General features: G+C 75.4%; 23 protein-coding genes. 11 read left to right on the forward strand and 12 right to left on the reverse strand.

The window, feature by feature from the left end:
- The first annotated feature begins 12 nt into the window (after positions 1–12).
- From DNK53_RS06985 to DNK53_RS06995, 3 genes are read left to right on the forward strand one after another with little or no spacing between them, the layout of a single operon-like run.
- On the forward strand, positions 13–990 hold the full coding sequence (locus tag DNK53_RS06985) for an AAA family ATPase (RefSeq protein ID WP_110181604.1): 978 nt from the start codon (positions 13–15) through the stop codon (positions 988–990).
- 8 nt (positions 991–998) lie between these two features.
- A complete protein-coding gene (locus DNK53_RS18320) occupies positions 999–2,282 on the forward strand; it encodes a DUF58 domain-containing protein (RefSeq protein WP_110182360.1) in 1,284 nt (427 codons plus the stop codon).
- A gap of 5 nt (positions 2,283–2,287) precedes the next feature.
- Positions 2,288–4,630, forward strand: coding sequence for a transglutaminase TgpA family protein (locus DNK53_RS06995; protein WP_239456488.1), 2,343 nt, complete (start codon positions 2,288–2,290; stop codon positions 4,628–4,630).
- A 128-nt stretch (positions 4,631–4,758) separates the two neighbouring features.
- Here the strand turns inward: DNK53_RS06995 and DNK53_RS07000 are convergent, their stop codons facing one another.
- From DNK53_RS07000 to DNK53_RS07030, 7 genes are all read right to left on the reverse strand, one after another.
- A complete protein-coding gene (locus DNK53_RS07000) occupies positions 4,759–5,193 on the reverse strand; it encodes a DUF3040 domain-containing protein (RefSeq protein ID WP_110181606.1) in 435 nt (144 codons plus the stop codon).
- Positions 5,194–5,342: 149 nt separating this feature from the next.
- Positions 5,343–6,518: a DNA polymerase IV gene (dinB, locus tag DNK53_RS07005; RefSeq protein WP_110181607.1), complete on the reverse strand. Its 1,176-nt coding sequence runs from the start codon at positions 6,516–6,518 to the stop codon at positions 5,343–5,345.
- Positions 6,519–6,539: 21 nt separating this feature from the next.
- Entirely contained in the window at positions 6,540–7,271 is a 732-nt protein-coding gene (locus DNK53_RS07010) for a class I SAM-dependent methyltransferase (RefSeq protein ID WP_110182361.1), read from the reverse strand.
- Positions 7,272–7,302: 31 nt separating this feature from the next.
- Positions 7,303–11,082, reverse strand: coding sequence for a DNA polymerase III subunit alpha (locus DNK53_RS07015; RefSeq protein WP_110181608.1), 3,780 nt, complete (start codon positions 11,080–11,082; stop codon positions 7,303–7,305).
- Positions 11,072–11,551, reverse strand: a complete 480-nt coding sequence (locus DNK53_RS07020; protein ID WP_110181609.1) for an SAV_6107 family HEPN domain-containing protein — start codon at positions 11,549–11,551, stop codon at positions 11,072–11,074. Before DNK53_RS07020 ends, DNK53_RS07015 begins: the two co-directional genes overlap by 11 nt.
- Positions 11,551–11,895, reverse strand: coding sequence for a DUF6504 family protein (locus DNK53_RS07025; protein ID WP_110181610.1), 345 nt, complete (start codon positions 11,893–11,895; stop codon positions 11,551–11,553). Before DNK53_RS07025 ends, DNK53_RS07020 begins: the two co-directional genes overlap by 1 nt.
- A gap of 155 nt (positions 11,896–12,050) precedes the next feature.
- Positions 12,051–12,515, reverse strand: a complete 465-nt coding sequence (locus DNK53_RS07030; RefSeq protein WP_110181611.1) for a hypothetical protein — start codon at positions 12,513–12,515, stop codon at positions 12,051–12,053.
- 62 nt (positions 12,516–12,577) lie between these two features.
- On the opposite strand from DNK53_RS07030, the gene DNK53_RS07035 reads away from it, so the two are divergent.
- Genes DNK53_RS07035 through DNK53_RS07045 form a run of 3 tightly spaced genes read left to right on the forward strand, consistent with a single transcriptional unit; the run spans position 12,578 to position 14,755 of the window.
- Positions 12,578–13,051: a YbaK/EbsC family protein gene (locus DNK53_RS07035; RefSeq protein ID WP_110181612.1), complete on the forward strand. Its 474-nt coding sequence runs from the start codon at positions 12,578–12,580 to the stop codon at positions 13,049–13,051.
- Entirely contained in the window at positions 13,051–13,446 is a 396-nt protein-coding gene (locus tag DNK53_RS07040; RefSeq protein ID WP_110181613.1) for an ArsC/Spx/MgsR family protein, read from the forward strand. Before DNK53_RS07035 ends, DNK53_RS07040 begins: the two co-directional genes overlap by 1 nt.
- A 4-nt stretch (positions 13,447–13,450) precedes the next feature.
- Positions 13,451–14,755, forward strand: a complete 1,305-nt coding sequence (locus DNK53_RS07045; RefSeq protein WP_110181614.1) for a phytoene desaturase family protein — start codon at positions 13,451–13,453, stop codon at positions 14,753–14,755.
- A 19-nt stretch (positions 14,756–14,774) separates the two neighbouring features.
- Here the strand turns inward: DNK53_RS07045 and DNK53_RS07050 are convergent, their stop codons facing one another.
- Both DNK53_RS07050 and metF read right to left on the reverse strand, forming a co-directional pair.
- On the reverse strand, positions 14,775–15,374 hold the full coding sequence (locus DNK53_RS07050; protein WP_110181615.1) for an SIMPL domain-containing protein: 600 nt from the start codon (positions 15,372–15,374) through the stop codon (positions 14,775–14,777).
- A 55-nt stretch (positions 15,375–15,429) separates the two neighbouring features.
- Positions 15,430–16,320, reverse strand: a complete 891-nt coding sequence (gene metF / locus DNK53_RS07055; protein ID WP_110181616.1) for a methylenetetrahydrofolate reductase [NAD(P)H] — start codon at positions 16,318–16,320, stop codon at positions 15,430–15,432.
- Between the two features lie 62 nt (positions 16,321–16,382).
- Here metF and DNK53_RS07060 point away from each other — a divergent pair, with 62 nt between their 5' ends.
- Complete coding sequence (locus DNK53_RS07060) at positions 16,383–17,486, forward strand: polyprenyl synthetase family protein (protein ID WP_110181617.1); 1,104 nt, start codon at positions 16,383–16,385, stop codon at positions 17,484–17,486.
- A 37-nt stretch (positions 17,487–17,523) separates the two neighbouring features.
- Here DNK53_RS07060 and DNK53_RS07065 read toward each other — a convergent pair whose 3' ends face one another.
- Positions 17,524–17,895, reverse strand: coding sequence for an Rv2175c family DNA-binding protein (locus DNK53_RS07065; RefSeq protein ID WP_110182362.1), 372 nt, complete (start codon positions 17,893–17,895; stop codon positions 17,524–17,526).
- A gap of 118 nt (positions 17,896–18,013) precedes the next feature.
- On the opposite strand from DNK53_RS07065, the gene pknB reads away from it, so the two are divergent.
- The 4 genes from pknB to aroF all read left to right on the forward strand — a co-directional run bounded on the left by pknB (position 18,014) and on the right by aroF (position 23,250).
- Entirely contained in the window at positions 18,014–20,152 is a 2,139-nt protein-coding gene (gene pknB, locus DNK53_RS07070; protein WP_239456402.1) for a Stk1 family PASTA domain-containing Ser/Thr kinase, read from the forward strand.
- A 61-nt stretch (positions 20,153–20,213) separates the two neighbouring features.
- The gene (locus tag DNK53_RS07075; RefSeq protein ID WP_110181618.1) at positions 20,214–21,104 is read left to right on the forward strand and encodes a deoxyribonuclease IV; all 891 of its coding nucleotides are present in this window, start codon (positions 20,214–20,216) and stop codon (positions 21,102–21,104) included.
- Positions 21,097–21,990, forward strand: a complete 894-nt coding sequence (locus tag DNK53_RS07080) for a DMT family transporter (protein ID WP_239456403.1) — start codon at positions 21,097–21,099, stop codon at positions 21,988–21,990. The genes DNK53_RS07075 and DNK53_RS07080 overlap by 8 nt, the downstream gene beginning before the upstream one ends.
- Positions 21,991–22,209: 219 nt before the next feature.
- A complete protein-coding gene (gene aroF / locus DNK53_RS07085) occupies positions 22,210–23,250 on the forward strand; it encodes a 3-deoxy-7-phosphoheptulonate synthase (protein ID WP_110181619.1) in 1,041 nt (346 codons plus the stop codon).
- On the opposite strand, the gene DNK53_RS07090 is transcribed toward aroF, so the two are convergent.
- Both DNK53_RS07090 and DNK53_RS07095 read right to left on the reverse strand, forming a co-directional pair.
- A complete protein-coding gene (locus DNK53_RS07090) occupies positions 23,240–24,247 on the reverse strand; it encodes a threonine aldolase family protein (protein ID WP_275425737.1) in 1,008 nt (335 codons plus the stop codon). The genes aroF and DNK53_RS07090 overlap by 11 nt on opposite strands.
- A 26-nt stretch (positions 24,248–24,273) precedes the next feature.
- Positions 24,274–25,611: a class II 3-deoxy-7-phosphoheptulonate synthase gene (locus tag DNK53_RS07095; RefSeq protein ID WP_338040999.1), complete on the reverse strand. Its 1,338-nt coding sequence runs from the start codon at positions 25,609–25,611 to the stop codon at positions 24,274–24,276.
- Positions 25,612–25,623 lie beyond the last annotated feature (12 nt).

Genomic DNA, 25,623 nt, shown 5'->3' on the forward strand with positions numbered 1-25,623 from the left:
GGGAAGACGAGCGTGAGCGTGCCTGCGGCCGGCGGGGCAGACCTGGACACCCTCCACCGGGTCACCACCCGGGTGCGGGAGAACGTGGAACGGGTCATCGAGGGCAAGCCGGACGTCGTGAACGCCGCCCTGGTCGTCCTGCTGGCGGAGGGCCATCTGCTGATCGAGGACGTCCCGGGCGTCGGCAAGACGATGCTGAGCAAGGCGCTGGCGCGGAGCATCGACTGCACCGTCCGCCGGATCCAGTTCACCCCCGACCTGCTGCCCTCCGACGTCACCGGGGTCTCGGTCTTCAACCAGGAGACCCGCCAGTTCGAGTTCCGGCCCGGCGGCATCTTCGCCAACATCGTGGTCGGCGACGAGATCAACCGGGCGTCGCCGAAGACCCAGTCCGCGCTGCTCGAGTGCATGGAGGAGCGGCAGGTCACCGTGGACAACACGACCTACCACCTCGAGTCGCCCTTCATGGTGATCGCGACGCAGAACCCCATCGAGATGGAGGGCACCTACGCGCTGCCCGAGGCCCAGCGCGACCGCTTCATGGCGCGGGTCTCCGTCGGCTACCCCGTCGAGTCCGCCGAGATCGCGATGCTCGACTCGCACACCTCGCGCAACCCGCTCGACGACCTCGAGCCGGTCACCGACGCGGGGGCGCTGCGCAAGCTCGTCGACATCGTCGGGCAGGTGCACGTCTCCGACGCGGTCAGGCAGTACGCGGTCGCGCTGACGACCGCGACCCGGCACTCCCGCGAGCTCAACCTCGGTGCCTCCCCCCGTGCCACGCTGCACCTGGTCCGCGCCGGCAAGGCCGTCGCCGCCCTGGCCGGGCGCGACTACGTGCTCCCCGACGACCTGCAGCGCCTGGCCGAGCCGGTGCTCGCCCACCGGCTGCTGCCCACCGTCGAGGCGGCGATGACCGGCCGCACCAGCCAGGCGGTGCTGGCCGACCTGCTCGAGGGCGTGCCCGTCCCGGAGCCCGGCCGTGCGTGAGGCCCGACGTGCGTGAGGCGCTCGGCGCGCTGACCCTGCGCGGCCGCGCCTTCCTCGCCGGCGGCCTCACGGCCGTCGCGTGCGCGGTGGTCCTGGGCCAGTCGGCGCTGGTCCGGGTGGGCCTGCTGGTGCTCCTCCTGCCGCTGGCCTCCGCGCTCTTCCTGGCCCGCTCGCGCTACCGCCTGGCGCTGCACCGCGAGGTCTCGCCCCGTCTGGTGGCGGCCGGCCAGACGGCCACCGTCTCCCTCACCCTGACCAACGAGGGCCGCACCCCCACGGGTGTCCTGATGCTCGAGGAGCACGTCCCCTACAGCCTCGGGGCCCGGCCCCGGTTCGTGCTCGAGGGGATCGGCCACGGGTGGCAGCGCCGGGTCACCTACCGGCTCCGCTCCGAGGTGCGCGGCCACCACGAGGTGGGCCCGATGACGATCCGCGTCGCCGACCCGTTCGGCCTGGTCGAGCTCGGGCGTGCCTTCCACACCACCGCGCCGCTGACCGTGACGCCGCGCACCACTCCCCTGCCCCCCATCCCCCTGGGCGGCGCCTGGTCGGGCGCCGGCGACAACCGGCCGCGCTCCTTCGCGACGGGCAGCGCCGAGGACGTGACGGTCCGCGACTACCGCCGGGGGGACGACCTGCGACGGGTGCACTGGCGCAGCTCGGCGCGCATGGGCGAGCTGATGGTGCGCCGCGAGGAGCAGCCGTGGCAGTCCCGCGCCACGGTGGTGCTCGACAACCGGGTCGGGGCGCACCGGGGCCAGGGCGCCGCCTCCTCGCTCGAGACCGCGGTCTCCGCGGCCGCCTCGGTGGCGGTCCACCTGGCCAGCCGTGGCTACGCCGTGCGCCTGGTGACGGCGGCCGGCGAGGACCCGGGCACGGCGTGGCACGCCCGCGACGCCCGGGCCAACACGGGCCCGCTCCTCGAGGCGCTCGCCGTGGTCGAGCTCGAGGCCCGTCCCCTCATGGACTCGCGCTGGATGGCCGAGGCCGGCCAGGGCCTGGTGGTCGCCGTCGTCGGCGCCCTGCAGCCCGCCGACCAGCCCTTCATGACGCGGCTGCACCACCACGCCGGCACCGCCCTGGCCCTGGCCCTGGACGTCGACGCGTGGGCGCCCCACCTCCCGGCGGTCGCGACGGAGTCCCGCGCCGTCCTCTCCGCGTCGGGCTGGCGCGCGGCCCCGCTGGGGCCCGCCGACCGGCTGGACGCGGTCTGGCAGGAGCTGGGCAGCCAGGCGGCCCGGGGGGCGGGTGCCGCCCCCTCCGCCACGGGTGCCACCCGGGTGGGGTCGTGACCGGGATGCGCGGATCGCTGCCGCAGGGCCTGCTCGTCTCGGCCGTCGCGGCGCTGACGGTGTGGGCCGTCGTCGGGACCTGGGAGGCGCTCTCGGTGGAGGCCGACTTCCTGCGCCCGCTGCTCCTGCTCGGCGCCGCGTGTGCCGCCACGGGGGCGCTCCTGCGCTGGCTCGCGGCTCCCGCCCTGCTCGTCGCGCTCGCGCAGGTGGTCGTCGTGGGCTCCCTCCTGCTGCTCGTCGTGACCGGCTCCCCGCTGCCGACGTCCTCGGCCTCCGCGGCCTTCGCCGAGGCGGTGCGGGACGCCGTGGCGACCGCCAACCGCTACGTGGCACCGGTCCCCGCGGAGGCTCCCTCGCTCTCCCCGCTGGTCCTGCTGGCTGGCGCGGCCGCCCTGGTGCTCGTCGACCTCGTCGCCGTCTCCCTGCGGCTGGTCGGCACCTCGGGCCTGCTGCTGCTCGCGCTCTACAGCGTCCCCGTCACCTTCGTCGACGACGCCGTGCCGTGGTGGTCCTTCGCGTTCGTCGCCGTCTCGTTCCTCACGCTCCTGTTCCTGCAGCAGGAGGACGCCGTGACCAGGTGGGGGCGCGGTGCGACCGGGGCCCAGGACGACCCGCGCGACCGTCCCCTGGCCGGTCGGGCGGGGCCGCTCCGCTCCTCGGCGGTGGCGATCGGGGCCGGCACGACCCTGGTCGCCGTCGCCCTTCCCGCCCTGGTCCCCACGCTCGACCTCGCCATCTGGGACGGCCCGGGCAGCGGCGGCGGCGGAGACGGGATCTCGATCCAGAACCCGCTCGTGGACATGCGGCGCGACCTCGCCCGCGGGGCCGACGTGCCGCTGCTCGAGGTGACCACCCGGGGCGAGCGACCCACCTACGTCAAGCTCTCGGTGCTCACCCGGTTCAACGGGGAGGAGTGGAGCAGCGGCGACCGCCAGGTGCCCGCCGACCAGCTCGCCGACGGTGACATGCCGCCGCTGCTGGGGGTCTCCTCCGACCTCGACCGCAGCGAGTCGCGCTACGAGTTCCGCGCGACCGGCGGCCTGGACTCGCAGTGGCTCCCCACGGTGGAGCACGTGTCCCGGATCGAGGCCCCCGGCGACTGGCGCTACGACCGCGCCACCATGGACTTCATCGCCGGGGACGACGACGCGACGGTGGCCGGCCTGGAGTGGACGATGCGGGGGGTGCAGCTCGCGTACGACGTGGCAGCCCTCGACGACGCGTCCTCCGGGGTCTCGCAGGTGGGCAGCGACATGGTCCGGCTGCCGAGCGACCTGCCGTCGGTCGTCCGCACCCTCGCCCAGTCCGTCGCGGGCGAGGAGCCCTCCCGCTTCCGGAAGGCTCGCGCCCTGCAGGAGTGGTTCCGCACCGAGTTCTCCTACAGCCTCGCGCAGGTGGACGCCGTCGGCAGCAGCGAGCTCGAGGCGTTCCTGGACGAGGGTGGTCGCGAGGGCTACTGCGAGCAGTTCGCGGCGGCGATGGCCCTGATGGCACGGGTCCACGACATCCCCTCGCGGGTCGCCGTCGGCTTCCTCGAGCCGACCGAGGTGGGGCCGGGCCGCTGGGAGTTCTCCTCGCACGACCTGCACGCCTGGCCCGAGCTCTTCTTCCCCGGGTCCGGCTGGGTGCGCTTCGAGCCGACCCCGCCCGACCGGGCGCGGCAGGCCCCGGGCTGGACGACGGGACAGCTCCCCACGGTCGAGGAGGCCGAGCAGCCGTCCGTGCCGCGGGCCAGCGAGGAGCAGGTCCCGCGCGAGCGTCGCGAGGACGTCGCGCCGGAGACCGCCCTGGACGCGGACGAGGCGGACGGGGGCGTGCCGTGGCGGGGCCTGCTGGGCTCCGTCGCCCTGCTCACCCTGGTCGTGGGGCTCGCGCTCGCTCCGCGCCTGGTGCGCCGACGCCGCCGCGAGCGCCGGGAGGAGCGCGGCGACGTCGAGAGCCTCTGGGCAGAGCTGCGGGACCACTGTCTCGACCACGGCCTCCCGTGGCCCGCGGGACGCTCCCCGCGCGCGACCGCGGACCTCGTGGCGGGGTGGTTCGGCACCGAGCACCCCGAGGAGGTCGACGACGGTGCGCCGACGCTCAACCCCGGCGCCGACGCGGCCCTGCGGCGACTGGCCCGGGTGCTCGAGCTCTCCCGCTACGGGAGGCCGGGCGCCGTCCCGGCCAGGGAGAAGTCGTGGCTGCGCGACCTCGCCACCTGCCGCGCGGCGATCACCGCCGGGGCCGGACCCCGGCGCGTCCGCGGGGCGACGTGGTGGCCGGCCTCGCTGTTCCGTCGCCCGGTCGAGCGCCCGGCGCCGCTGACGTCGGCGGGTCGCACCGGCCTGGTCGACCACGTGGACTGAGGCCGGCCTGGTCGGTCAGGTGAACTGAGGTCGACCTGGTCGGTCAGGTGGACGCCGTCAGACCACGGTCGGCCAGGTGGGGACAGGGTCGACCGGTCGACCCGGGACCGGAGACCCGGGTCGGGACGTCAGAACCCGCCGCCCTCGCGACGCCGGCGCCAGCGCTCCTCCATCCGCTCCATGAAGGAGTGTGAGGAGCGGGCCTGGGAGCGGGGACGGCGACCCTTGCGGCCGCCCTCGATCACGCTGAAGCCCTGCGGGGCGTCCTTGAAGGGGATGGGCTCGGCCGCCTTGTGGGGGTGGCGGAGCGAGGTCACGACCACGGTGGCGGAGGCGAGCATCACCACGAAGCCCACGACCCCGACCACCGGCAGGGAGGCGATCGCCCCCGTCATCATGATGGCGACACCGGCGGCGAAGACCACGCCACCGAGCACGGCACGACGTCGAGCGGCTCGCTGGAAGGCCGTCCCCCGCAACGTGTGGGCGAACTTGGGGTCTTCTTCGACGAGAGCACGCTCCATCTGCTCGAGCAGTCGCAGCTCTTCTTCCGAGAGCGGCACGTTTCCTCCCGACCGGTGTGATGCGCGGCACATCCGCAACGTCAAGTCTAGGCAGCGCTTGTCCATCACGGTAGCCGCAGGGGAAAAATAGGTCGGCGGCCGGGGTGGCACTTTCGCCTCGTCCCGGCGTGTCCCGGCCGGGCGGGGGCTCACCCGAGCAGCGTGGCGGGCCGCACCGCCCCCGAGCCGAACCGACGCGCGGCCGCGTCGACCGCCCGGTCGGCGGCCTCCCACCCCTCGTCGCGCTCGCCCAGGACGAGCTGGCGCTGCACGCGCTCGCGCGGCACCAGGCCCTCGACCCTGACCCCGACCAGGCGGAGCCGGGCACGCTGGAGCCCCAGGCCGTCGAAGAGCCGGACCGCCGTCCGGTAGACCTCGACGGTGACGTCGGTGGCCTCGGGCAGGGTCCGGGACCGGGTGAGGGTCGTGAAGTCCGCGAACCGGACCTTCAGCGTCACGGTGCGCCCGGCCACGCCGGCCGTCCGCATCCGTCCGGTCACCCGAGCCGAGAGCCGAAGCAGCTCGCGGACGACCTGTTCCCGGTCGTCGGTGTCCCGCGAGAAGGTCTCGTCGGCCCCCATCGAGCGGTCTGGCTCGTCGGCCCCCCGGCGGGCGACGAGCCGGCGCCGGTCCACCCCCCACGCCATCTCGTGGAGCTGGGCCCCCAGTCCCGGCCCCACCGCCCGCTGCAGGGTGCGCACCGGCGTGTGCGCGAGGTCGGCGACCGTGTGCAGCCCCAGCCGGTGCAGCATGGCCCGGGTCTTCTCCCCCACCCCCCACAGCTCGCCCACGTCGAGGGGGTGGAGGAACGAGACGACCTCCCCGGGGGCGACCTCGAGCACGCCGTCGGGCTTGGCCCGTCGGCTCGCCAGCTTGGCGACGGTGGGCGAGGCGGCGATCCCCACCGAGCAGGTGATCCGCTGCTCGTCGTGGATCGTGGCCCGGAGCCGCTCCGCGACCTCGCGCGGGCTGCCGAGGCGTCGCGCCGCACCCGAGACGTCGAGGAACGCCTCGTCCAGGCTCATCACCTCGACGAGCGGGGTGATGCTGCGGAAGTTCTCCATGACGGCGGCGGAGACCCGGCCGAACGCCTCGAAGTCAGGAGCCAGCACCACGGCGTCGGGACACATCCGCCGCGCCCGGGTCATGGGCAGGGCGGAACGGACGCCGTGGCTGCGGGCGAGGTAGTTGGCCGAGAGGACCACTCCCCTGCTCCCGCCGCCGACGATGACCGGGACCTCGGCGAGGTCGGGCCTGTCCCGCACCGCCACCGACGCGTAGAAGGCGTCCATGTCGACGTGCAGGATCGACGGCACGGCCCTCATCGCGGGCCCCCCAGGCAGCGGTCAGCGGGTGGCGACCACGTGCAGCTGGGCCGCCAGGGGGCGGTACTCGGGGCGCTCCGCGACGGCCCGCTCGAGCTCCACCAGCGCCGCCGCACCGCCGGGCTCGAGGTCGAGCAGCGAGCCCGGGACGAGGTCGGCGAAGACCCTGACCGCGTGCACGACCCCGGGACGGAGACCGGCACCGGCCACCAGCCCGAGGAGCTCGTCGTGGGTGAAGCGACGGCCTCCGCGCCCGTGGTCGGTCGAGTCGAGCAGGGCACGGGCCTGCTCGAAGTGGCCGGCCATGGCGCGGGCCACCACGGCCGCGTGGCGCTGGGCGACGAGGAGGCTGAGGCTGCCCGACGGTCGGAGCACCTGGGCGAGGACGGACATGGCCGACCCGGCGTCCTCCACGACCTCCAGCACCCCGTGGCAGAGCACCACGTCGGTGCTCGCCGGGCCGATGGTCTCCAGGAGGGTGGACAGCTCGCCCTGCCGACCGGTGACGGTGACCTCCCGCTCCCGGGCGCGACGGTCCAGGGCCGCGAGCGCGTCGGGACTGGGGTCGACGACGGTGACCCGGTGACCTCGCTCGGCGACCCGGACCGCGAAGCCGCCCGTGCCACCGCCGATGTCGAGGACCTCGAGGCCCCCGCCCTCGGGGAAGAGGGGCTCCAGCGCGTCCCAGACCACCGACGAGCGTGCTGCGTGGCGTCGTGCGCTGGGTCGGTCGGTCCGCTCGCTCGCTGGCATGGGGAACACCCTAGGACCTGGGCCGCGGCGCTCACCCCGGGCTCCCGGGGCTCCGGTGCCACAGGGCCCGCGCGGGCGCCCCGCCGGCGGCCGGGTCGAGGGCCCTGCTGAGGGCCCCCGCGCTGGCGGCGTCCTCACCCGCCGGCTTGATGTCGGCGTAGGGCGACATCCGGTACCCGCTGCTGTGCACCAGCACCCGCCGGTGGGCCGGCTCGGCCGTGGCGCCCGGTCGTCGCGCCAGCACCTCGCGCACCCTGGCCAGGCCCTCCTCGGCGGAGTCCGCCCCCCGCCAGAGACCCTGCAGGTCGGGCAGGGACCAGGCGCCCGTGGCACGCACGGAGACCCCCCGGGGACCGGTGCGACGCAGCTCCCCCCGCACCAGCAGCAGCCAGGAGCCGAAGACCGTGGCGGCGTAGGGCCCCTGGGCGTCCTCGAAGAAGGTGGCGTCCACCGGCCCGGTCGAGTCGTCGAGGGTCAGGAAGACCACCCGGCGGCCCGACCGGACCGGCGGGGTCTGGGTGGCGACCTTCACCCCCGCCACCAGGACCTCCGCCTTGCTGCGGCAGGCCAGGAGGTCCCGGCTCCGGACCACCCCCAGGGCCCCGAGGAGCTCGGCGTGGTCGTCGACCACGTGCCGGCTGACGTCCAGCCCGAGGATCTCCAGCTCGGCGGCCACCCGCTCGGCCGAGGTGAGCTCCGGCAGCCCGGAGACCTGCTCCGCGACCGGCTCGTCACCCAGGCCGAGGGCGAGCTGGACCGAGTCCACCCGCACGGGGCGTGGCGTCCTGGACTGGGCGGAGGCCTGCTGCCAGACGCCCTGGCGGGCGCTGGGGTCGCTGCTGTTGCGGGAGGCGGCCAGGCCCGCGCGGCCGGCCGCACGGTCGGCCACGGGGCGGCCGGCCAGACCGCGGCCCCGCCCTCGGGCGGACCGCTGGAGCGCACGGCCGTGGCGGTCGAGCTCGGCCACCTGGAGGAGCAGGTCGCGCCGGGTGGGTCGGTCCCGGGACCGGACCGCCTCGTCGGAGTCCTCGATCCGGTGGATGCGGTCGAAGCCGCCGGCGAGCACCAGCCGCTCGACCACGGGCCTGGAGACGGCGGCCCGGTGCCAGAAGTCGGTGACCGAGGCGAAGGGCCGGGCCGCCACGACCCTCGCCGCCTCCGCCTCGCTGATTCCCTTCACCTCGGAGAGCGCCAGCCGGATCGCGTAGCCGGCCTCGTCCCGGGGAGACCGCTCCACGGCGTAGTGGCACTCGGAGCGGTCGACGTCCAGGCCCCGGATCCCGATCCCGAACTGCCGGGCGTCGTCGAGGATGAACCGCTTCGGGTACATGCCCGGGTCGTGGGTGAGCACCCCGGCCAGGAAGTGCGCCGGCCAGTGCGTCTTGAGCCAGGCGGACTGGAAGGTGGGGAGGGCGAAGGCCGCGGCGTGCGCCTTGCAGAAGCCGAACGAGGCGAAGGCCTGCAGCACCTCCCACACCCGCGCGACCACCTCGGGCGGGTAGCCACGGGCGACCGCGGTGGGCTCGAACCACTCCCGGGTCCGCGCCATGCCCTCCACGTCGCCCAGGGCCCGGCGCCGCTCGTCGGCCTCGGCGAAGGAGACCCCGCCGAAGCAGGCGATCATCTCGATGACCTGCTCGTGGAAGACCACGACGCCGTGGGTGGGAGCCAGGATCGGCACCAGGTCGGGGTGCAGGTAGGTGGCCGGCCGCCACCCCTGCTTCGCCTCGAGGTAGGGGGTGATCATGTCGCTCTTGACCGGACCCGGCCGGAAGAGCGAGATGTCGGTGATGATCTCCTCGAAGGAGTCGATCCCGGACTTGCCCACCAGCTCCCGCTGGCCCGGGGACTCGATCTGGAAGATCCCGAGGGTCCTGGCCGAGCTGACCAGCTCGTAGGTGGCCGGGTCGTCGAAGGGGACCTGCTCCTCGTCGTCGAGGTCCACCGCGACCCCGTCGACCCGCTCGATCTCGGCCACGGCGTGGGCCATCGCCGACTGCATGCGGATCCCCAGCACGTCCAGCTTGAGGAGACCGAGGTCCTCGACGTCGTCCTTGTCGAACTGGCTCATGGGGAACCCCGCGTGGCTGGCCTCGACCGGGGTCCGGTCGAGCAGCGTGGTGTCGGAGAGCAGCACCCCGCAGGGGTGCACCGCGACGTGGCGGGGCAGCCCGTCCAGCCGCTCCACCAGGGAGAAGAGCAGGTCCAGGCGCTCCTCCCCCAGGCCGCTGGTCCGCAGCTCGGGGAGGTCCCGCAACGCCAGCCGCACGTCGCGGGCCCGCACGTGCGGGAACGCCTTGGCGATGGCGTCCACCTCGCCGGGCGGCATCCCGAGCGCCGCACCGACGTCGCGCACGGCGTGCCGGACCCGGTAGGTCTCCATCATCGACACGCACACGCAGCGCTCGGCGCCGTACCGGTCGAGGATCGCCTCGTAGACCTCGAGCCGGCGGGCCGACTCCACGTCGACGTCGATGTCGGGCAGCGACTGGCGCAGCGGCGAGAGGAACCGCTCCATCAGCAGGTCGTGCCGGAGCGGGTCGACGCCGGAGATCCCGAGCAGGTAGTTGACGAGGCTCCCGGCTCCCGACCCCCTGGCGGCGCACCGCACCCCCATCTCGCGGACCAGGTCGGTGACGTCGGAGACGGTGAGGAAGTAGGAGGCGTACCCCAGGGAGGCGACGACCCGGAGCTCGTCGTCGAGCCGCTTCCAGATGCGCTGGCGCGGGCCGTTCCCGTAGCGCCGGCCGATCCCTGCCTCGCACCGCGCCCGCAGCACCGCGTCGGCCTCCGTCTCCCCGACGAGCCGGGGCACCCGGACCGCCGCCCCGGAGGAGACCTCGAGCTCGGGGAAGTGGACCTCCCCGATCCCGAGGTCCGCCCGGGGGTCGAGCGCACACCTCTCGGCCACCGCCCGGGTGCCGGCGAGCAGCCGGGCGACCTCGCGCTCTCCCAGCCCGGCCGCCCGGCAGACCTCGTCGGCCACCTCCCGCATCTGGCGGCCGGACTTGAGGAAGCCCTCGGCGTTGCCCCGGTCCACGTGCCGCGGGTCGAGGGGGACCAGGCGCCGAGCGGCGTCCAGGACGTCCACGGTGGGCGCGTCCGCGCGGTCGGCGTACCGGACGGCGTTGGTGAGGACGGCACGCAGGCCCAGCTCCCGGGAGAGTCCTGCCATCCGGGCCGCGTGCGGGGTCGACCCGGGCCCCCAGCCCTCCCGGGTGCCGGCCCGGCGGTGCGAGACCAGCTCGACGAGGAGGTTCTCCCGGGGCACCAGCCGCAGCCAGGAGTCCACGACCTCGCGGGCCAGGTCGTCCCGGTGCCGGGCGACCGTGGTCCCCAGCTCGGAGGTCGGGCCCAGGAGCACCAGCAGGTGCCCCTCGGCGAGGTGCGGCGCCAGCAGCTCGGTCGTCGCGACGGGTCGGCCACGCTCCCCCGCGAGGTGCACCGAGGAGACCAGGCGGCACAGCGCGGCCCAGCCGGCGCGCCCCTCGGCCAGCAGGGTGACCCGGGGCCGCGTCTCCTCCCGGAACGCCCCGCCCCGCACCGGCGTGCGGCGACGGGAGGCCGACGGCCGCGCCGCGGGACGGCCCGGCTCCACCGCGAGGTCGACCCCCAGCACCGGGCTGATCCCCGCCGCCGCGCACGCCTTGGCGAACTTCACGGCCCCGTAGGTGCCGTCCCGGTCCGTGAGGGCGAGCAGGTCCATCCCCGCCCCGGCGGCCCGCTCGACCAGGGCGGACGGGTGCGAGGCGCCGTGCTGCAGGGAGTAGCCCGAGGCCACGTGGAGGTGGGCGAAGGGATCAGGCGACACCGGTCTGACCGCCTGGTCCGGTCGCCGTCAGCAGCCGCCCCGGGGCGGCGGTGTGCGGCACCAGGCCCAGCGTCGACTCCACGACGGCCAGGAACCGGTCGGCGTCGCGCACGAGGTCGTCGGCCTCGCGCTCGTTCACCGCCCGGGTGGACCCCGCCTCCGCGGCGGCCCGCTTGCCCGCGCCGGCGGCGAAGAAGGTCGCCCACTCCGAGAGCTCGGGAGCCACCTCGGCCAGCAGCACCCACGCGTTCTTCTGCCGCCGGCGACCGCCGGGGGCGGGGTGCGCCCGGGCGGCCAGCAGGGCCGCGGCGGCGCGCAGGGCGGCGACGTGGGCGCAGGCGTAGCGGCTCGGCACGTCCCGGGCCAGCATCGCCTCCTGGAGGGACTCCGCTGCCCTGGCCAGGTAGGAGTGGGTGGTCGCGGGCAGCAGGTGGGGGTTGGCCGGGCCCGTCCGGCTCGCGCCGGCCATCAGTCCACGCACCCGACGAGCTGCCAACGACCCGCACCGGCGTCGAAGGAGAGGTCGAAGACCCCGCCAGGCGAGCCGAGCAGGGCCCCCCGCCCGGCCTCGACCCGCCACACCTCGCGCTCGGCGAGGAGGTCGGTCGCCCCCGCACCGGGAGCCGGGACGTCACCCGCGGCGAGGGCCGCGGCACCCGACCCCTGCCACCAGGGGGTCGCCTCCACCCAGTGCGCGACCACGGCCCGCACCTTCCACAGCCGACCGCGCCACAGGAACTGCTCGGGCCCCTCGGCCCCGCCGCCCGGCACCGGGCCCCTCCGCACGTCCACGGGATCGTCGTACCGCCGCATGGCTCCTCCTCAGAAGCTCCCTCGACCCCTCCGACGGCCTCCTCGTGCACGGCGACGAGCGCCAGGACCGGGAGGCCGCTTCGAACACGCGTTCGAACAAGGCCAAAGGTACACCCACCCACCGACAGCGGGTCAACGACGAGGAGCCGCGGGGGTCAGACCTCCCGGAAGTACCGGTTCGTGTCCTTGTGGAAGAGCAGCACCAGCAGCGCCAGGCACAGCAGGACCATGACGACCGACATCACCACGAAGAGGGTGGGGATCCCGCTGGCCACGCAGAGGACGGCGAGGAAGACGCCGAAGAGCGCGATGACCGCGAGCGCGAGCCGGGCCCAGCCGAACCCCTCGACGAAGAAGGCCAGCAGCACGCCCACGAGCATCACCAGGACGACGAACGAGGTGACCGTCACCGGCACGAAGGCGGGCACCGCCAGCGTCTCCTCCACCGCCGCCAGGCCGCCCTCGGCCAGGATCGCCCGCGCCCCCGCGTTGCCCTCGGCCCAGGAGGTCAGCAGGTCCTCGCGGCGCCACCACGTCAGCACGGTGGTGACCGCGGCGGCCAGGAGGAGCGCGACGGCGACGCGGGCGGCGAGGATCACCGAGGGGGGCCGGACGATCATGGAGCTCCCTGGGGTCGGGGCTGCCGGGGGCAGCGTGGGTGGCACTGGCTAGGGTCGCACCCGTGGCGACCGAGCACGCAGCAATCACGGCGTTCCGCGAGGAGCACGCGCGGCGCCACGGTACCGGCGACGTGGTGGTCCTGCCCGAGTCGGCCCACACCGCCGCGCTGGCCGCCGCAGCCCTGGGCTGCGAGGTGGGCGCCATCGCCAACAGCCTGCTCTTCGACGCCGACGGCTCCCCCGTCCTGGTCCTGACGTCAGGCGCGCACCGCGTCGACACGGCCGCCACCGCGGCCCGGATCGGCGTCCCGAGGCTCACCCGGGCGACGCCCGACTTCGTCCGCACCCACACCGGGCAGGTGATCGGCGGCGTGTCGCCGCTCGGCCACCCGGCGCCCGTGCCGACGTACGTCGACACCTGGCTGCGGCGGCACCCGACCGTCTGGGCGGCGGCCGGCCACCCCGCCGCCGTCTACTCCACCACCTTCGAGGAGCTGGTGGCGATGACGGGGGCGAGAGAGATCGAGGTCGACTGATGGAGATCTGGCTCAACCCCGCCTGCAGCAAGTGCCGGACCGCGACGGCCGCCCTCGCCGACGCGGGCCTCACCGCCGACGTGCGCCGCTACCTCGACGACCCGCCGAGCGTCGAGGAGCTCGCCGACGTGGTGGCCCGCCTCGGCGTCGAGCCCTGGCACCTGGCCCGTCCCCGCGAGGCCGGCGAGGCGGGCATCGACCTGCCGCGCGACGCCGCCCACCGCCACCGGTGGCTCGAGGCCCTCGCCGCCCACCCCCGGGCCCTGCAGCGCCCCATCCTCACCGCCGACGACGGCACCACCGTGGTCGGCCGCGACGCCGAGGCCCTCGCCCGGGTGATCGCGGCCCAGGCGCGGACGCAGGACGACCCCGACCGCCCCGACGGGCACCCCTGACGCCGTGCGGGTCGTGGTGATCGGGGGCGGGCTGGGTGGCTGCGCCACCGCGGCCCGGCTGGCCAAGCTGGGCCACCGGGTGGTGCTGCTGGAGCGGGCCGCCGCCCCGGGCGGCGCCCTGGGGGTCGTCCGGCAGGGCGACCACACCTGGGACGCGGGGCCAGGCACCACGCTGCTGCCCGCGGTCCTGCGCGACCTCTTCCGCAAGTCCGGCCGGCCGCTGGAGCGCGAGCTGGAGCTCGTGCCGGTCGAGGTCATCCGCGAGCACCGCTTCCGCGACGGCGGGTCGCTGCGGCTCACCGGGGGGTCGCGGGCGGCGCAGAAGGCGGCGTTCGAGGCGCTCGGACCGGGGCTCGGCGCCCGCTGGACCGCGTACGTCGACGCGCTCGGTCGCGAGTGGGAGCTGCTGCGTCGCGACTACCTCGAGCGCCCCTGGGACCCGGGCCTCGCCGACCGGAAGACGGTCGGGCTGCTGCGCCGCCGGGAGTCGCTGGACCGGCGGCTGCGCCGGACGCTGGGCGACGAGCGACTGCGCCTGGTCGCCGCCCACCCCCTGGCCGTGGACGGGCACGACCCGCGCCGGGTTCCGGCCTGGGCGGGCACGGTCTCCTACGTGGAGCAGAAGTTCGGGGCCTGGCGTGTCGCCGACGGCACGGCGGCGCTGGGCGAGGCGCTGGCACGGCGCCTGGCCACGCGCAAGGTCGAGGTGCTCACCGGCACCACCGCCCACGACGTGGTGCTCCGCGGCGGCCGGGCGGTGGCGGTCGCCAGCTCGGTCGGCGAGCTGGACGCGGACGCGGTGGTCTGCGCGGTCGACCCCCGGACCCTCCCGGTCCTGCGCCGCCACGTCCGGCGGACCCGGCCCGCCCCGCTGCCCACCCTCCACCACCTCGGGCTCGTCGAGCCGCCGCCCCTCGCGCACGACCTGGTGCTGCACGCCGGCCACTCCGACCCGCTCGCGGTGGTCCGTCCGTGGGGCACCGCGCCCGAGGGCGCCGCGTCCTGGACCGTCCAGCTCCGCGGCGCCCCCGGCCAGGACGTGCTCGCCCGCCTCGCCGACCGCGGGCTCGACGTGCGGGACCGCGTCGTCGAGCACGTGGTCCGCGACCCCGGGACCCTGCGGCGGGAGTGGGGCGGCTCGCCCCTCGGCGTGCAGTGGCAGGGGCGTGCGACCGTGCGGCGGCGCCTGGGGCCCACCACCCCCGTCCCGGGCGTCTACGCCGCCGGGGCGCACGCCACGCCCGGCTCCGGGATCCCCTTCGTCGGCCTCTCCGCCGCGCTCGTCGCCCAGGCGCTGGGGCCCGCCTGACGCCTCGGCGCGGGCGCCCTCAGAGCAGCTGCCAGGTGACGCGCACCCGGGCGGTGATCGTCGTCTCGCCGGGCTCCAGCGTGGTGGCCAGGAAGACCCCGGGCCCCGGGCCGCCGGCGTCGTCCTCGGCCACCTCGAGCAGGTCGCCCAGCGTCGCCCCGTCGAGGCCGGCCAGGTGCGTGGCACGGCGCCGGGCGTCGGACCAGGCTGCCTCGCGGGCCGCGTCGCGGGCCCCGGTCTCGTCGGAGACCTCGAGCTGGACCCCCTCGATCCGCAGCCTGTCCCCCACCTCCTCGGCCAGCCCCACCACGAGGGCGGAGGCCTCCGGGAGGTTGGGGCACCGGATCCGCAGCTGGTGGGAGGCCTCGAATCCCTCGGGCTCCGGCGCCCCGGGCGCGCCGGCGTCCCGCCACGGCCAGACCGACAGGCCGGTGGTCGCCACCGTCGTCACCTCGGAGAGTCCGCGCGCCACGCGGCCGATGGCGGCGACCGCCGAGTCGACGCCCGCGACCGCCTGCGCGACGGTGGGGGCACGGTGGGCGGCGGCCACCCGGACCACCGCGGAGTCGGGGACCGCCCGGGCCGAGCCGTGGCCGAGGACGGTGACGGTGCGAGGCATGCCCCCAGACGCTACCGGGCCGACCGGTCCGGAGGTCCGGGACCGCGAGCCGGCGTCAGACCGCGAGGCGCAGCGCCTCCCAGATCTCGCGGGTCGCGCGGGACCTGTTCAGCGTGTAGAAGTGCAGCCCCGGCGCGCCGCCGGCCAGGAGCGCGTCGCAGAGCTCGGTCGCGATCCGGATCCCCTCGGCCCGCACGGCCGCCGGGTCCTCGGCCAGCGGGGCGATCCGCTCCTCGACCTCGGCGGGCATCTCGCGGCCCGACATCTCCACCATCCGGCGCATCGAGCCGAGCCCCAGGATCGGCATGATGCCCGGGATGATCGGGAAGTCGACGCCGAGGGCACGCGCCCGCTCCACCAGCCCGAAGTAGTCGGAGGCGCGCAGCACCATGTCGGTGATCGCGAACTCCGCGCCGGCGTCGTACTTGGCCCGGAGCACCCTCGCGTCGGCGTCCAGGCTCTCCGCGTCCCGGTGCCCCTCCGGGAAGGCGGCGACTCCGACGCACAGGTCGGTCGTCCCCCGCACCAGGGCGACCAGCTCGTCGGCGTGCTCCACCCCGCCCTCGGTCGAGGTCCACGGAGTGCCCGGGCCGGCGGGCGGGTCGCCCCGCAGCGCGAGCACGTTGCGCACCCCCGCCGCCGCGAGGTCGTCGAGGACCCGGGCGATCTCCGCACGGGTGTGGCCGACGCAGGTGAGGTGCGCCATCGGCAGCAGGGTGGTCTCGCGGGCCATCCGGCCGGTGATCGCCACGGTCCGGTCGCGGGTCGAGCCCCCGGCGCCGTAGGTGACCGAGACGAAGGTCGGGTTCAGCGGCTCGAGGTCACGGATCGAGGCCCAGAGCACCTGCTCCCCCTCGGCGTCGCGCGGGGGGAAGAACTCGAACGAGAAGGAGCGCCCCCCGTCGCGCAGGAGGTCGCCGATCCGGTCGGGGCGGGCTGGAGGCATGCCCGGATCCTAGGAGGGGACCGAGGCCACGTCCGTGGGCGTCCACTGGCTAGTCTGGCCGCGTGTCCCAGCCTTCCGTCCCGACCAGCCAGCCGGAACGACCGCGGGACGGCTGGGACCCGAGCGGCTTCCGGGACGCGGTCCAGCGTGAGCTCGACGTCTTCCTCGACGCCCAGGAGGAGCGGCTCCGTCCGCTCGGCCCCGACGCCGCCAGGCTGCTGGCCGAGGCGCGGGCGGCCACCGCCGGGGGCAAGCGGTTCCGGGCCGCCTTCTGCTGGTGGGGCCACCTCGCGGTCGACCCCGCGGCCGGCGACGAGCGGGCCCTGGCCCGGGCCTGCGCCTCGCTGGAGCTGCTGCACGCCAGCGCCTTGGTCCACGACGACCTGATGGACGCCTCCGACACCCGCCGGGGCCGTCCGGCCACCCACCGCGGCTTCGAGGCCGAGCACCGCGCCGCCGGCTGGGGCGGCGACCCCGAGCAGTACGGCGCGGCCGCGGCCATCCTGCTCGGCGACCTCATGCTCTCCTGGTCCGACGAGCTCCTCCGGCGCTGCGGCCTCCCCCTGGAGCGGGTCGTGCCGGCGCTCGAGGTCCTGGACCTCTGCCGCTCCGAGGTCGTGGCGGGCCAGTTCCTCGACGTGTCGGTGCAGGCTCGCGCCCGGGCGGACGAGCAGACGGCGATGACGGTGCTGCGCTACAAGTCGGCGAAGTACTCCGTGGAGCGGCCCCTGCACGTCGGTGCGGCGCTGGCGGGGGCGACGCCCGAGGTGCTGGAACGGCTCACCGCCTTCGGCCTCCCGCTCGGCGAGGCGTTCCAGCTGCGCGACGACGTCCTCGGCGTCTTCGGGGACCCGGACGTCACCGGCAAGCCCGCCGGCGACGACCTCGTCGAGGGCAAGCGGACCGTGCTGGTCGCCAAGGCGCTGGCCGCCGGCGGCCCGGCCGCCGACGAGCTCGACGCCGCCCTCGGCACCCCGCTGGACGAGGCCGCCGTGGACCGCCTGCGCACGCTCATCGAGGAGTCGGGCGCCCGGGAGTCGGTCGAGGCGCTCATCGAGCGGCTGGTCGAGGAGGCCTTGGCCGCCCTCGACGCCACGGGACTCGACCCCTCGGCGTGCGCGGTGCTGCGCGACCTCGCGACCGCCGTCACGCAGCGCTCCGTCTAGGACGCGAGCGCCTCGGCGGGCTGCCGGACGGCGGGGGTCAGAACGCCATCGCCTGCGCGCGGCGCTTGACCTCGGAGCCGCGGTTCTCCCGCAGCGCGTCGATCGGTCGCCCCGGCAGGTCCAGGTCGGTGTGGAGCCACGCGATGCACTCGCGGTCGTCGTACCCGCCGTCGTGCAGGACGGTGAGCAGGCCCGGCAGCCCCTTGACCACGAGGCCGTCCTGCAGGAAGCCGGCCGGGACCTGTTGGCCGGCACCCGGCCGGGGCACGGCGGCGGCCAGCTCGTGCTCGCGGATCATGGTGCGCACGCGGCTGACGGAGACCCCGAGGATCTTCGCGGCGGTCGCCCAGTCCACCCACTCGGGCACCAGGGCGTCGAGGTCGGCTTCGGCGAGCGGTACGTCGTTCATGGGGCCCATGCTGCCACCCCGGCGCCACGCCGTGGGACGTGCCACCGGGCACGCTCCCGGCCACGTCCGTACGATGGCGGCAGGCACCCTTCCCCATCCGGTGACACGGAGGTCCCCCGTGCAGGCAGACGAGCGAGCCTCCAGGCGCGCCGCGCAGGCGCCCGCCGACCCCTTGGTCGGGCGGGTGCTGGACGGTCGCTACCGCCTGGACCGCCGGATCGCGCGCGGCGGGATGGCGGGCGTCTACGAGGCCCACGACCTGCGGCTGGACCGCACGGTGGCGGTCAAGGTGATGCACCCGGGGATGGGTGACGACGAGGCCTTCGCGGCGCGGTTCGTGCGCGAGGCCAGGGCCGCTGCCCGGCTCTCCCACCCGCACGTGGTCGCCGTCCACGACCAGGGCGACGACGACGGCACCCTCTTCCTGGCGATGGAGCACGTGCCCGGCCGGACCCTGCGCGACGTGGTCCGGGACGAGGCGCCGCTGCGACCGGCTCGCGCGCTCGAGCTCCTCGAGCCGGTGCTCTCCGCGCTGGCGGCCGCCCACCGCGCCGGCCTGGTGCACCGCGACGTCAAGCCGGAGAACGTCCTGATCGGCGAGCCACGGCCCGGGGAGCCCGAGCAGGTGAAGGTGGCCGACTTCGGCCTGGCCAAGGCGGTCAGCGGCCAGACCCAGCACACCGCCACCGGGGTCCTGATCGGCACGGTCTCCTACCTCGCGCCCGAGCTGGTCGTGCACGGCGAGGCCGACCCCCGCGCCGACGTGTACGCCGTCGGGGTCGTGCTCCACGAGCTGCTCACCGGCCACAAGCCGCACGAGGGCGACTCCCCCATCCAGGTCGCCTACAAGCACGTGCACGAGGACGTCCCGCCGCCCTCGGCCCGCGTGCCGGGGATCCCGTCGTACGTCGACGCGCTCGTCGCCCGCGCCACGGCGCGCGACCGCGACCAGCGGCCCGCCGACGCCGGCGTCCTGCTGCACCAGGTGCACCGGGTCGCCCAGGCCCTGCGCGAGGGTCTCGCCAGCGACCCCGACCTCGAGGCCGACCTGCGGCCGACCCCCGCCGCCGCGCCTCTCGAGGTGGAGGTCGAGGCCGACCGGGACGGCTTCGTGGACCTGGTGGAGGACCCGCCGGCCGCGGTCCCCGCGCCCCCGTCGGCGGCGGACGCCGAGGAGCACCACACCCGCCAGCTCTCGCTCTCCCCGGCCGGGGCCGGCCTCGCCGTCCTCGACGCGGCGCCGACCGCCGGGCCCGTCCCCACCGACGACCCGGTGGTCCCGGCCCGGACCACCGACGACGCGGCTGGGGCCTCCCCCATCCCCCGCCTGCCGTCCCCGCGGGCCGACGACCGGCGCGAGGGCGCCCGGCGCCGGCGCTGGCGGGGTCCGGTCCTCCTGCTGCTCGCCCTGCTCCTGGTGGCCGGGGTCGGCGGTGGCGCCTGGTGGTTCGGCTACGCGCGCTGGACCTCGACCCCCGGGGTGCTGGGCCTCACCGAGGCCGAGGCCGTCTCGACCCTGGAGTCGGCCGGGCTCGACGCCGAGGTCGGCGACCCCGCGTTCTCCGAGACCGTGCCGCCCGGGCAGGTCGTCTCCACCGACCCCGAGCCCGGCGGCCGGGTCCTGGACGGCGGGACGGTCACGCTGGCGCTCTCCCAGGGACCCGAGCGCTACGAGGTGCCCGACCTGGCCGGGACCCCGCTCGACGCCGCGCAGGACGCGATCCTCGGGACCAACCTCGCCTACGGGGAGCGGGTCGACCGCTGGAGCGAGAACGTGCCCGAGGGGGCCGTCATCGGGACCGACCCCGCCGCCGGCACCGTCCTCAAGCCGGGGGCGGCGGTCGACGTCGTGGTGAGCAAGGGCCGCAAGCCCCGCGAGGTCACGGACTGGACCGGACAGAGCGCGCAGCGCGCCGTGCAGGCACTGGAGCGCCAGAAGCTCGTGGTCGAGCAGGCCGAGGAGCACAGCGACACGGTGCCCGAGGGGACCGTGATCAGCCAGGACCCGGCCACGGCGACGCTCTACAAGGGCGACACCGTGCGACTCGTCGTCTCGCTCGGCCCCGAGCTGGTGGAGATGCCCCGGGTCATCGCCAAGGGCGTGGACGCCGCCCGGCAGGAGCTCGAGGCCCTCGGGTTCGAGGTCCTCGTGGAGGAGTCGGGGCAGTACATCGGCTTGGGCTTCGTGCTGACCAGCGATCCCGACACCGGCGAGATGGTGCCCAAGGGGTCGACCGTCACGCTCTACCTCATCTGAACCCTCCGGCACGGAGCCACCTGGCCGGCCAGCGGGCGGTCGCCCGATCTAGGCTGGGCCCATGACGCCCGAGCTCCGCAACCCGATCGGCACCCACGTGCAGGTCGGCAAGGGGCTCGCCAGCGGCGCCCTGGCCAGCGCCCGGGAGCTCGGCCACGAGACCCTCCAGGTCTTCGTCGGCAACCCCCGGGGCTGGGCCCTGTCGGCGGGCGACGCGGGCGAGGACGCGCGCTTCCGCAGCAGCTGCGAGGAGACCGGGACCCGGAGCTTCATCCACGCGCCCTACCTCGTCAACCTCGGCTCCCCCACCCCCGCGACCTACGAGCGCTCGGTCGCCGTCGTGGCCCACAACCTCCGCCGCGCCGCCGAGATCGGCGCCGAGGGGGTGGTCGTGCACACCGGCTCGTACGTCGACCCGACCGGCAGCGCTGCCCGGCTGGAGGCCGCGATGCGCCAGGTCCGCGAGGGACTGCTGCCGATCCTGGAGACGCTCGAGGGCGACGACGCCCCGTGGCTGCTGCTCGAGCCGACCGCCGGGCAGGGACGCTCGCTCTGCGCCGGGGTCGAGGACCTCGAGCCCTACCTGGCCGCGCTCGACTTCCACCCCCGGGCCGGCATCTGCCTGGACACCTGCCACGTCTTCGCCGCGGGCGCCCCCCTGGACGAGCCGGGCGGCGCCACCGCCACCGTCGACCGGATCGTCGAGATCGGCGGGCCCGGCCGGCTCCGGCTGGTCCACGCCAACGACTCCAAGGACGTCCGCGGGGCCTTCAAGGACCGCCACGAGAAGATCGGCGACGGCCACATCGGGCTCACGGCGTTCTCCGAGCTGTTCGCCCACCCGGCCACGGCGGGCGTCCCCTTCGTGCTGGAGACCCCCGGCTCCCGGGACGCCGGCGACCCCGACCTGACCGTGCTGCGCAAGCTGCGGGACGCGGCGTTCCTTGACTGAGCGGCGCACGGCGCTGGTCGCCACCGTCGCCCTGCTGGCCATGACGGCCTCGTGGGGCTCGACGTTCTTCCTCATCAAGGACCTGCTCGACCGCGTCCCGACCCTGGACTTCCTCGCCGTCCGCTTCGCGATCGCGGCCGCCGCGATGCTGCTCGTCGCCCCGCGCGCCGTCGCCCGGCTCTCGCCCGCGAGCCGTCGGCACGCGCTGGTCCTCGGCCTCCTCTACGGCGCCGCGCAGGTCCTCCAGACCGCCGGGCTCGCGCACACCGCGGCGAGCGTGAGCGGCTTCATCACCGGGATGTACGTCGTGTGCACCCCGCTCCTGGCCGCGCTGCTGCTCGGCACCCGGATCACCCGGACCACCTGGGCCGCGGTGGCGCTGGCGACCGGCGGGCTCGCCGTCCTCACGCTCGAGGGGGTGGCGGTCGGCTACGGCGAGGGCATCACGCTCGTCGCCTCCGTCCTCTACGCCCTGCACATCGTCGGGCTCGGCGCGTGGTCGCGCCCCGAGGAGGCGCTCGGGATGTCGATCCTGCAGCTGCTCGTCATCGCCGGCCTGTGCTTCGTCGCCACCGTCCCCGACGGGGTCGTGCTGCCGGCCACGCAGGGCGACTGGCTCTCGCTCGTCTACATGGCGCTGGTCGCGGGGGCCGCGGCGCTCTTCGTCCAGACCTGGGCGCAGGGGCACCTCCCCCCGACCCGGGCCGCGATCGTCATGAGCATGGAGCCGGTCTTCGCCGCCGGCTTCGCGGTGCTGCTGGGCGGGGAGCAGGTCACCCTCCGACTGGTCGCCGGCGGACTCATGGTGCTCACGGCGATGCTCGTGGTCGAGCTGGTACCGCGTCGCCGGGTCGTGGAGGGCGAGGTCCAGCACCTCGTCGTGTGAGGCGCCCGGGTCCACATGGTGGTGACCGGTCGGTGCCGTGGCGCCGGTGGGCTACCGTCCTCCGGGTGAGGACGACGTATTTCTTCGGACACCTGCCGGGAGCACCCGCGCAGGGCGTCACGTCGTAGTCCGCCCTCGCACCACCACCACCGCCCCCGGCCTCGGCCCGGGGCGTTCTGCGTCTGGTGGCCGCGGCCGGCCACACGAAGGAGCAGTCCCATGGTCGTCGTCATGTCCCCCGGTGCCACCGACGAGGAGATCGCGCACGTCGTCGCGCGCGTCGAGAGCGTCGGCGGTGAGGCGTTCGTCTCCAAGGGGGTCGAGCGCGCCATCATCGGGCTCGTCGGGGACATCGAGTCCTTCCACCACCTCAACCTGAGGGCGCTGCCCGGGGTGGCCGACGTCCACAGGATCTCCGACCCCTACAAGCTGGTCAGCCTCCAGCACCACCCCCAGCGCTCGACCGTGTGGGTCGGACCGGAGGGCGCCCAGGTGCCGATCGGACCCGACACGTTCACGTTCATCGCCGGACCCTGCGCCGTCGAGACCGCCGAGCAGACCCTCTCGGCCGCCCGGATGGCGCAGTCGGCGGGTGCGACGCTGCTGCGCGGGGGCGCCTACAAGCCGCGCACCTCGCCGTACGCCTTCCAGGGCCTCGGCGAGGAGGGGCTGGAGATTCTCGCCTCGGTCCGCCGGGCCACCGGCCTGCCGATCGTCACCGAGGTCGTGGACGCGCGCGACGTCGAGGTCGTGGCGCGGCACGCCGACATGCTCCAGATCGGCACCCGCAACATGGCCAACTTCGGGCTGCTCCAGGCGGTCGGCGAGTCCGGCAAGCCGGTGCTGCTCAAGCGCGGCATGACGGCGACCATCGAGGAGTGGCTGATGGCGGCGGAGTACATCGCCCAGCGCGGCAACCTCGACATCGTGCTCTGCGAGCGCGGGATCCGCACCTTCGAGCCGGCCACCCGCAACACCCTCGACATCTCCGCGGTGCCGGTGGTGCAGGCGACCAGCCACCTGCCGATCATCGTCGACCCCTCGCACGCGGGGGGCCGCAAGGACCTGGTGGTCCCGCTGACCCGGGCCGCCATCGGCGTGGGGGCCGACGGCGTGATCGTCGACGTGCACCCCAACCCCGAGGAGGCGCTCTGCGACGGGCCGCAGGCGCTGCTCGGCAACGAGCTGCGCGAGCTGGCGCAGGTCGTGCGCCGGCTGCCGCCCGCCGTCGGGCGGGCCGCGGCCACCGTCAGGAGCTGAGCCGGGCGAGCACCTCGGCCGCCCGGGCGACCTCGGCCGAGCCGACACCCAGGTGGGTCACGAGCCGCACGGTCCGGGGTCCCACCTGGGTGACCCGCACGCCCTCGGCCGCGGCGGCGCCGACGAAGGCGGGGGCGTCGTCGCGCTCGAGGAGGACGATGTTGGTGTCGACCTCGGCCGGGTCCACCCCGCACGCCGAGGCCAGGGTGCGAGCGTGCTCGTGGTCCTCGGCGAGCCGCTCGAGGTGGTGGTCCAGGGCGTGCAGGCCCGCGGCCGCGAGGACCCCGACCTGGCGCATCCCCCCGCCCAGCCGCTTGCGCTGCACCCGGGCCCGCGCCATCGCGTCGGCCGGACCCACGACCAGGGAACCGACCGGGGCGCCCAACCCCTTGGAGAGGCAGACGGCGGCCACGTCGGCGACCGCGCCGTAGCGCTCCAGGGGGACGCCCGTCGCGACGTGGGCGTTCCACAGGCGCGCGCCGTCCAGGTGCACCGCCACCCCCTGTGCGGTGGCGAACGCGCGCAACGCCTCGAGCTCGGGCAGTGGCACGACCCGACCGCCCGCGAAGTTGTGGGTGTTCTCCACCGAGATCGCCCGCGTCCGCACGAAGTAGGGACCGAGGTCGGGGGCGAACATCCGCCGCACGGCCTCGAGGTCCACCCCGCCCCGCGGGTGGTACCAGGTCCGCATGGTCAGCCCGGTGACCGCCCCGTGGGCGCCGAGCTCGGCGCGCGCGACGTGGGCGGACGCCTCGCAGAGCAGCTCCTCCCCCGGCCCCACCACGGTCCCGACGGCCAGCACGTTGGCCATCGACCCCGTGGGTGTGAAGAGCGCGGCCTCGTGGCCGAGCAGCCCCGCCACCCGCTCCTCGAGCGCCCGGACGGTGGGGTCCTCGCCGAAGACGTCGTCCCCCACCTCGGCCTCGGCCATCGCCCGGCGCATCGCCGGCGTGGGGGTGGTCAGGGTGTCGGAGCGCAGGTCGACGAGGTCGGTCACGCGCCCGATCCTAGGGGGGCTGCGGGTCAGGCCTTGCGCAGCATCTCGGCGACGAGGAACGACAGCTCGAGCGACTGCACCCGGTTGAGCCGCGGGTCGCAGACCGACTCGTAGCGGTCGGACAGACCCGCCTCGTCGAGCAGCTCGCCACCGCCCACGCACTCCGTCACGTCGTCGCCGGTCAGCTCCACGTGGACGCCGCCGGGCCAGGTGCCGACGGTGCGGTGCACGTCGAAGAAGCCCTGGACCTCCTCGATCACGTCGTCGAAGCGGCGGGTCTTGTAGCCAGAGGACGCCTCGAAGGTGTTGCCGTGCATCGGGTCGCAGACCCAGGCCACCTGCACCCCGGCGGCGGTGACCTTCTCCACGATCTCGGGCAGACCCTCGCGGATGCGCTGCGCGCCGAACCGGGTGATGAAGGTGAGCCGGCCGGGCTCGTTGGCCGGGTTGAGCCGGGCGGCCAGGGCCAGCGCGTCGTCGGCGCTGGTCGTGGGACCGAGCTTGACCCCCACGGGGTTGCGCACGTGGCTCAGCAGCTCCACGTGGGCGCCGTCGAGCTGGCGCGTCCGCTCCCCGATCCACAGGAAGTGGGCGGAGACGTCGTACGGCGCCTGCGTGCGGCTGTCGATCCGGGTCATGGCGTGCTCGTACTCCAGCAGCAGCGCCTCGTGGCTGGAGTGGAAGTCGACGCGGTGGAACTCGTCGGGGTCCGCCCCGATGGCCCGCATGAAGGTGAGCGCCCGGTCGATCTCGGCGGCCACGGTCTCGTAACGCTGCCCGGCGAGCGAGTCGCGCACGAAGTCGGTGTTCCAGGCGTGCACCTGCCGCAGGTCGGCGTACCCGCCGGTGACGAAGGCGCGGACCAGGTTGAGGGTGGCCGCGGAGGCGTTGTAGACCTCGACCAGGCGGTGCGGGTCGGGGATCCGGGACGCCTCGGTGAAGTCGTAGCCGTTGACCGCGTCGCCGCGGTAGGCCGGGAGGGTGACGCCGTCGCGGGTCTCGGTGTCCGAGGAGCGGGGCTTGGCGTACTGGCCCGCCAGGCGGCCCAGCTTGACCACCGGCACCGAGGCGGCGTAGGTGAGCACCACGGCCATCTGCAGCAGCACCCGCAGCTTGTTGCGCACGTTGTCGGCGGTGACCCCGTCGAACGTCTCGGCGCAGTCGCCGCCCTGGAGCAGGAACGCCTCGCCCCGGGTGACCGCGGCGAGCTTGGCCGTCAGCTCGTCGCACTCGCCGGCGAAGACCAGCGGAGGAGACTTGCGGAGGCGGGTGACGGCCCGCTCCACCTCGCGGGGGTCGCCGTAGGTGGGCTGCTGGGCGGCGCCCATGGCGTGCAGCTGCTCGAGGGTGGGGACGGTGCTCACCCGACCAGCCTA

It is taken from the genome of Nocardioides solisilvae, assembly GCF_003194625.1.
GTDB classification, from domain to species: domain Bacteria; phylum Actinomycetota; class Actinomycetes; order Propionibacteriales; family Nocardioidaceae; genus Nocardioides; species Nocardioides solisilvae.

What these genes read in the sequence shown, in the direction of transcription:
- DNK53_RS06995 (WP_239456488.1), top strand. Translation starts at nt 2,288, where the DNA reads ATGCGCGGATCGCTGCCGCAGGGCCTGCTCGTCTCGGCCGTCGCGGCG.
- DNK53_RS07025 (WP_110181610.1), bottom strand. Translation starts at nt 11,895, where the DNA reads ATGCGGCGGTACGACGATCCCGTGGACGTGCGGAGGGGCCCGGTGCCG.
- aroF (WP_110181619.1), top strand. Translation starts at nt 22,210, where the DNA reads ATGGTCGTCGTCATGTCCCCCGGTGCCACCGACGAGGAGATCGCGCAC.
- DNK53_RS07065 (WP_110182362.1), bottom strand. Translation starts at nt 17,895, where the DNA reads ATGAACGACGTACCGCTCGCCGAAGCCGACCTCGACGCCCTGGTGCCC.
- DNK53_RS07040 (WP_110181613.1), top strand. Translation starts at nt 13,051, where the DNA reads ATGGAGATCTGGCTCAACCCCGCCTGCAGCAAGTGCCGGACCGCGACG.
- DNK53_RS07050 (WP_110181615.1), bottom strand. Translation starts at nt 15,374, where the DNA reads ATGCCTCGCACCGTCACCGTCCTCGGCCACGGCTCGGCCCGGGCGGTC.
- DNK53_RS07075 (WP_110181618.1), top strand. Translation starts at nt 20,214, where the DNA reads ATGACGCCCGAGCTCCGCAACCCGATCGGCACCCACGTGCAGGTCGGC.
- metF (WP_110181616.1), bottom strand. Translation starts at nt 16,320, where the DNA reads ATGCCTCCAGCCCGCCCCGACCGGATCGGCGACCTCCTGCGCGACGGG.
- DNK53_RS07020 (WP_110181609.1), bottom strand. Translation starts at nt 11,551, where the DNA reads ATGGCCGGCGCGAGCCGGACGGGCCCGGCCAACCCCCACCTGCTGCCC.
- DNK53_RS07030 (WP_110181611.1), bottom strand. Translation starts at nt 12,515, where the DNA reads ATGATCGTCCGGCCCCCCTCGGTGATCCTCGCCGCCCGCGTCGCCGTC.
- DNK53_RS07010 (WP_110182361.1), bottom strand. Translation starts at nt 7,271, where the DNA reads ATGCCAGCGAGCGAGCGGACCGACCGACCCAGCGCACGACGCCACGCA.
- dinB (WP_110181607.1), bottom strand. Translation starts at nt 6,518, where the DNA reads ATGAGGGCCGTGCCGTCGATCCTGCACGTCGACATGGACGCCTTCTAC.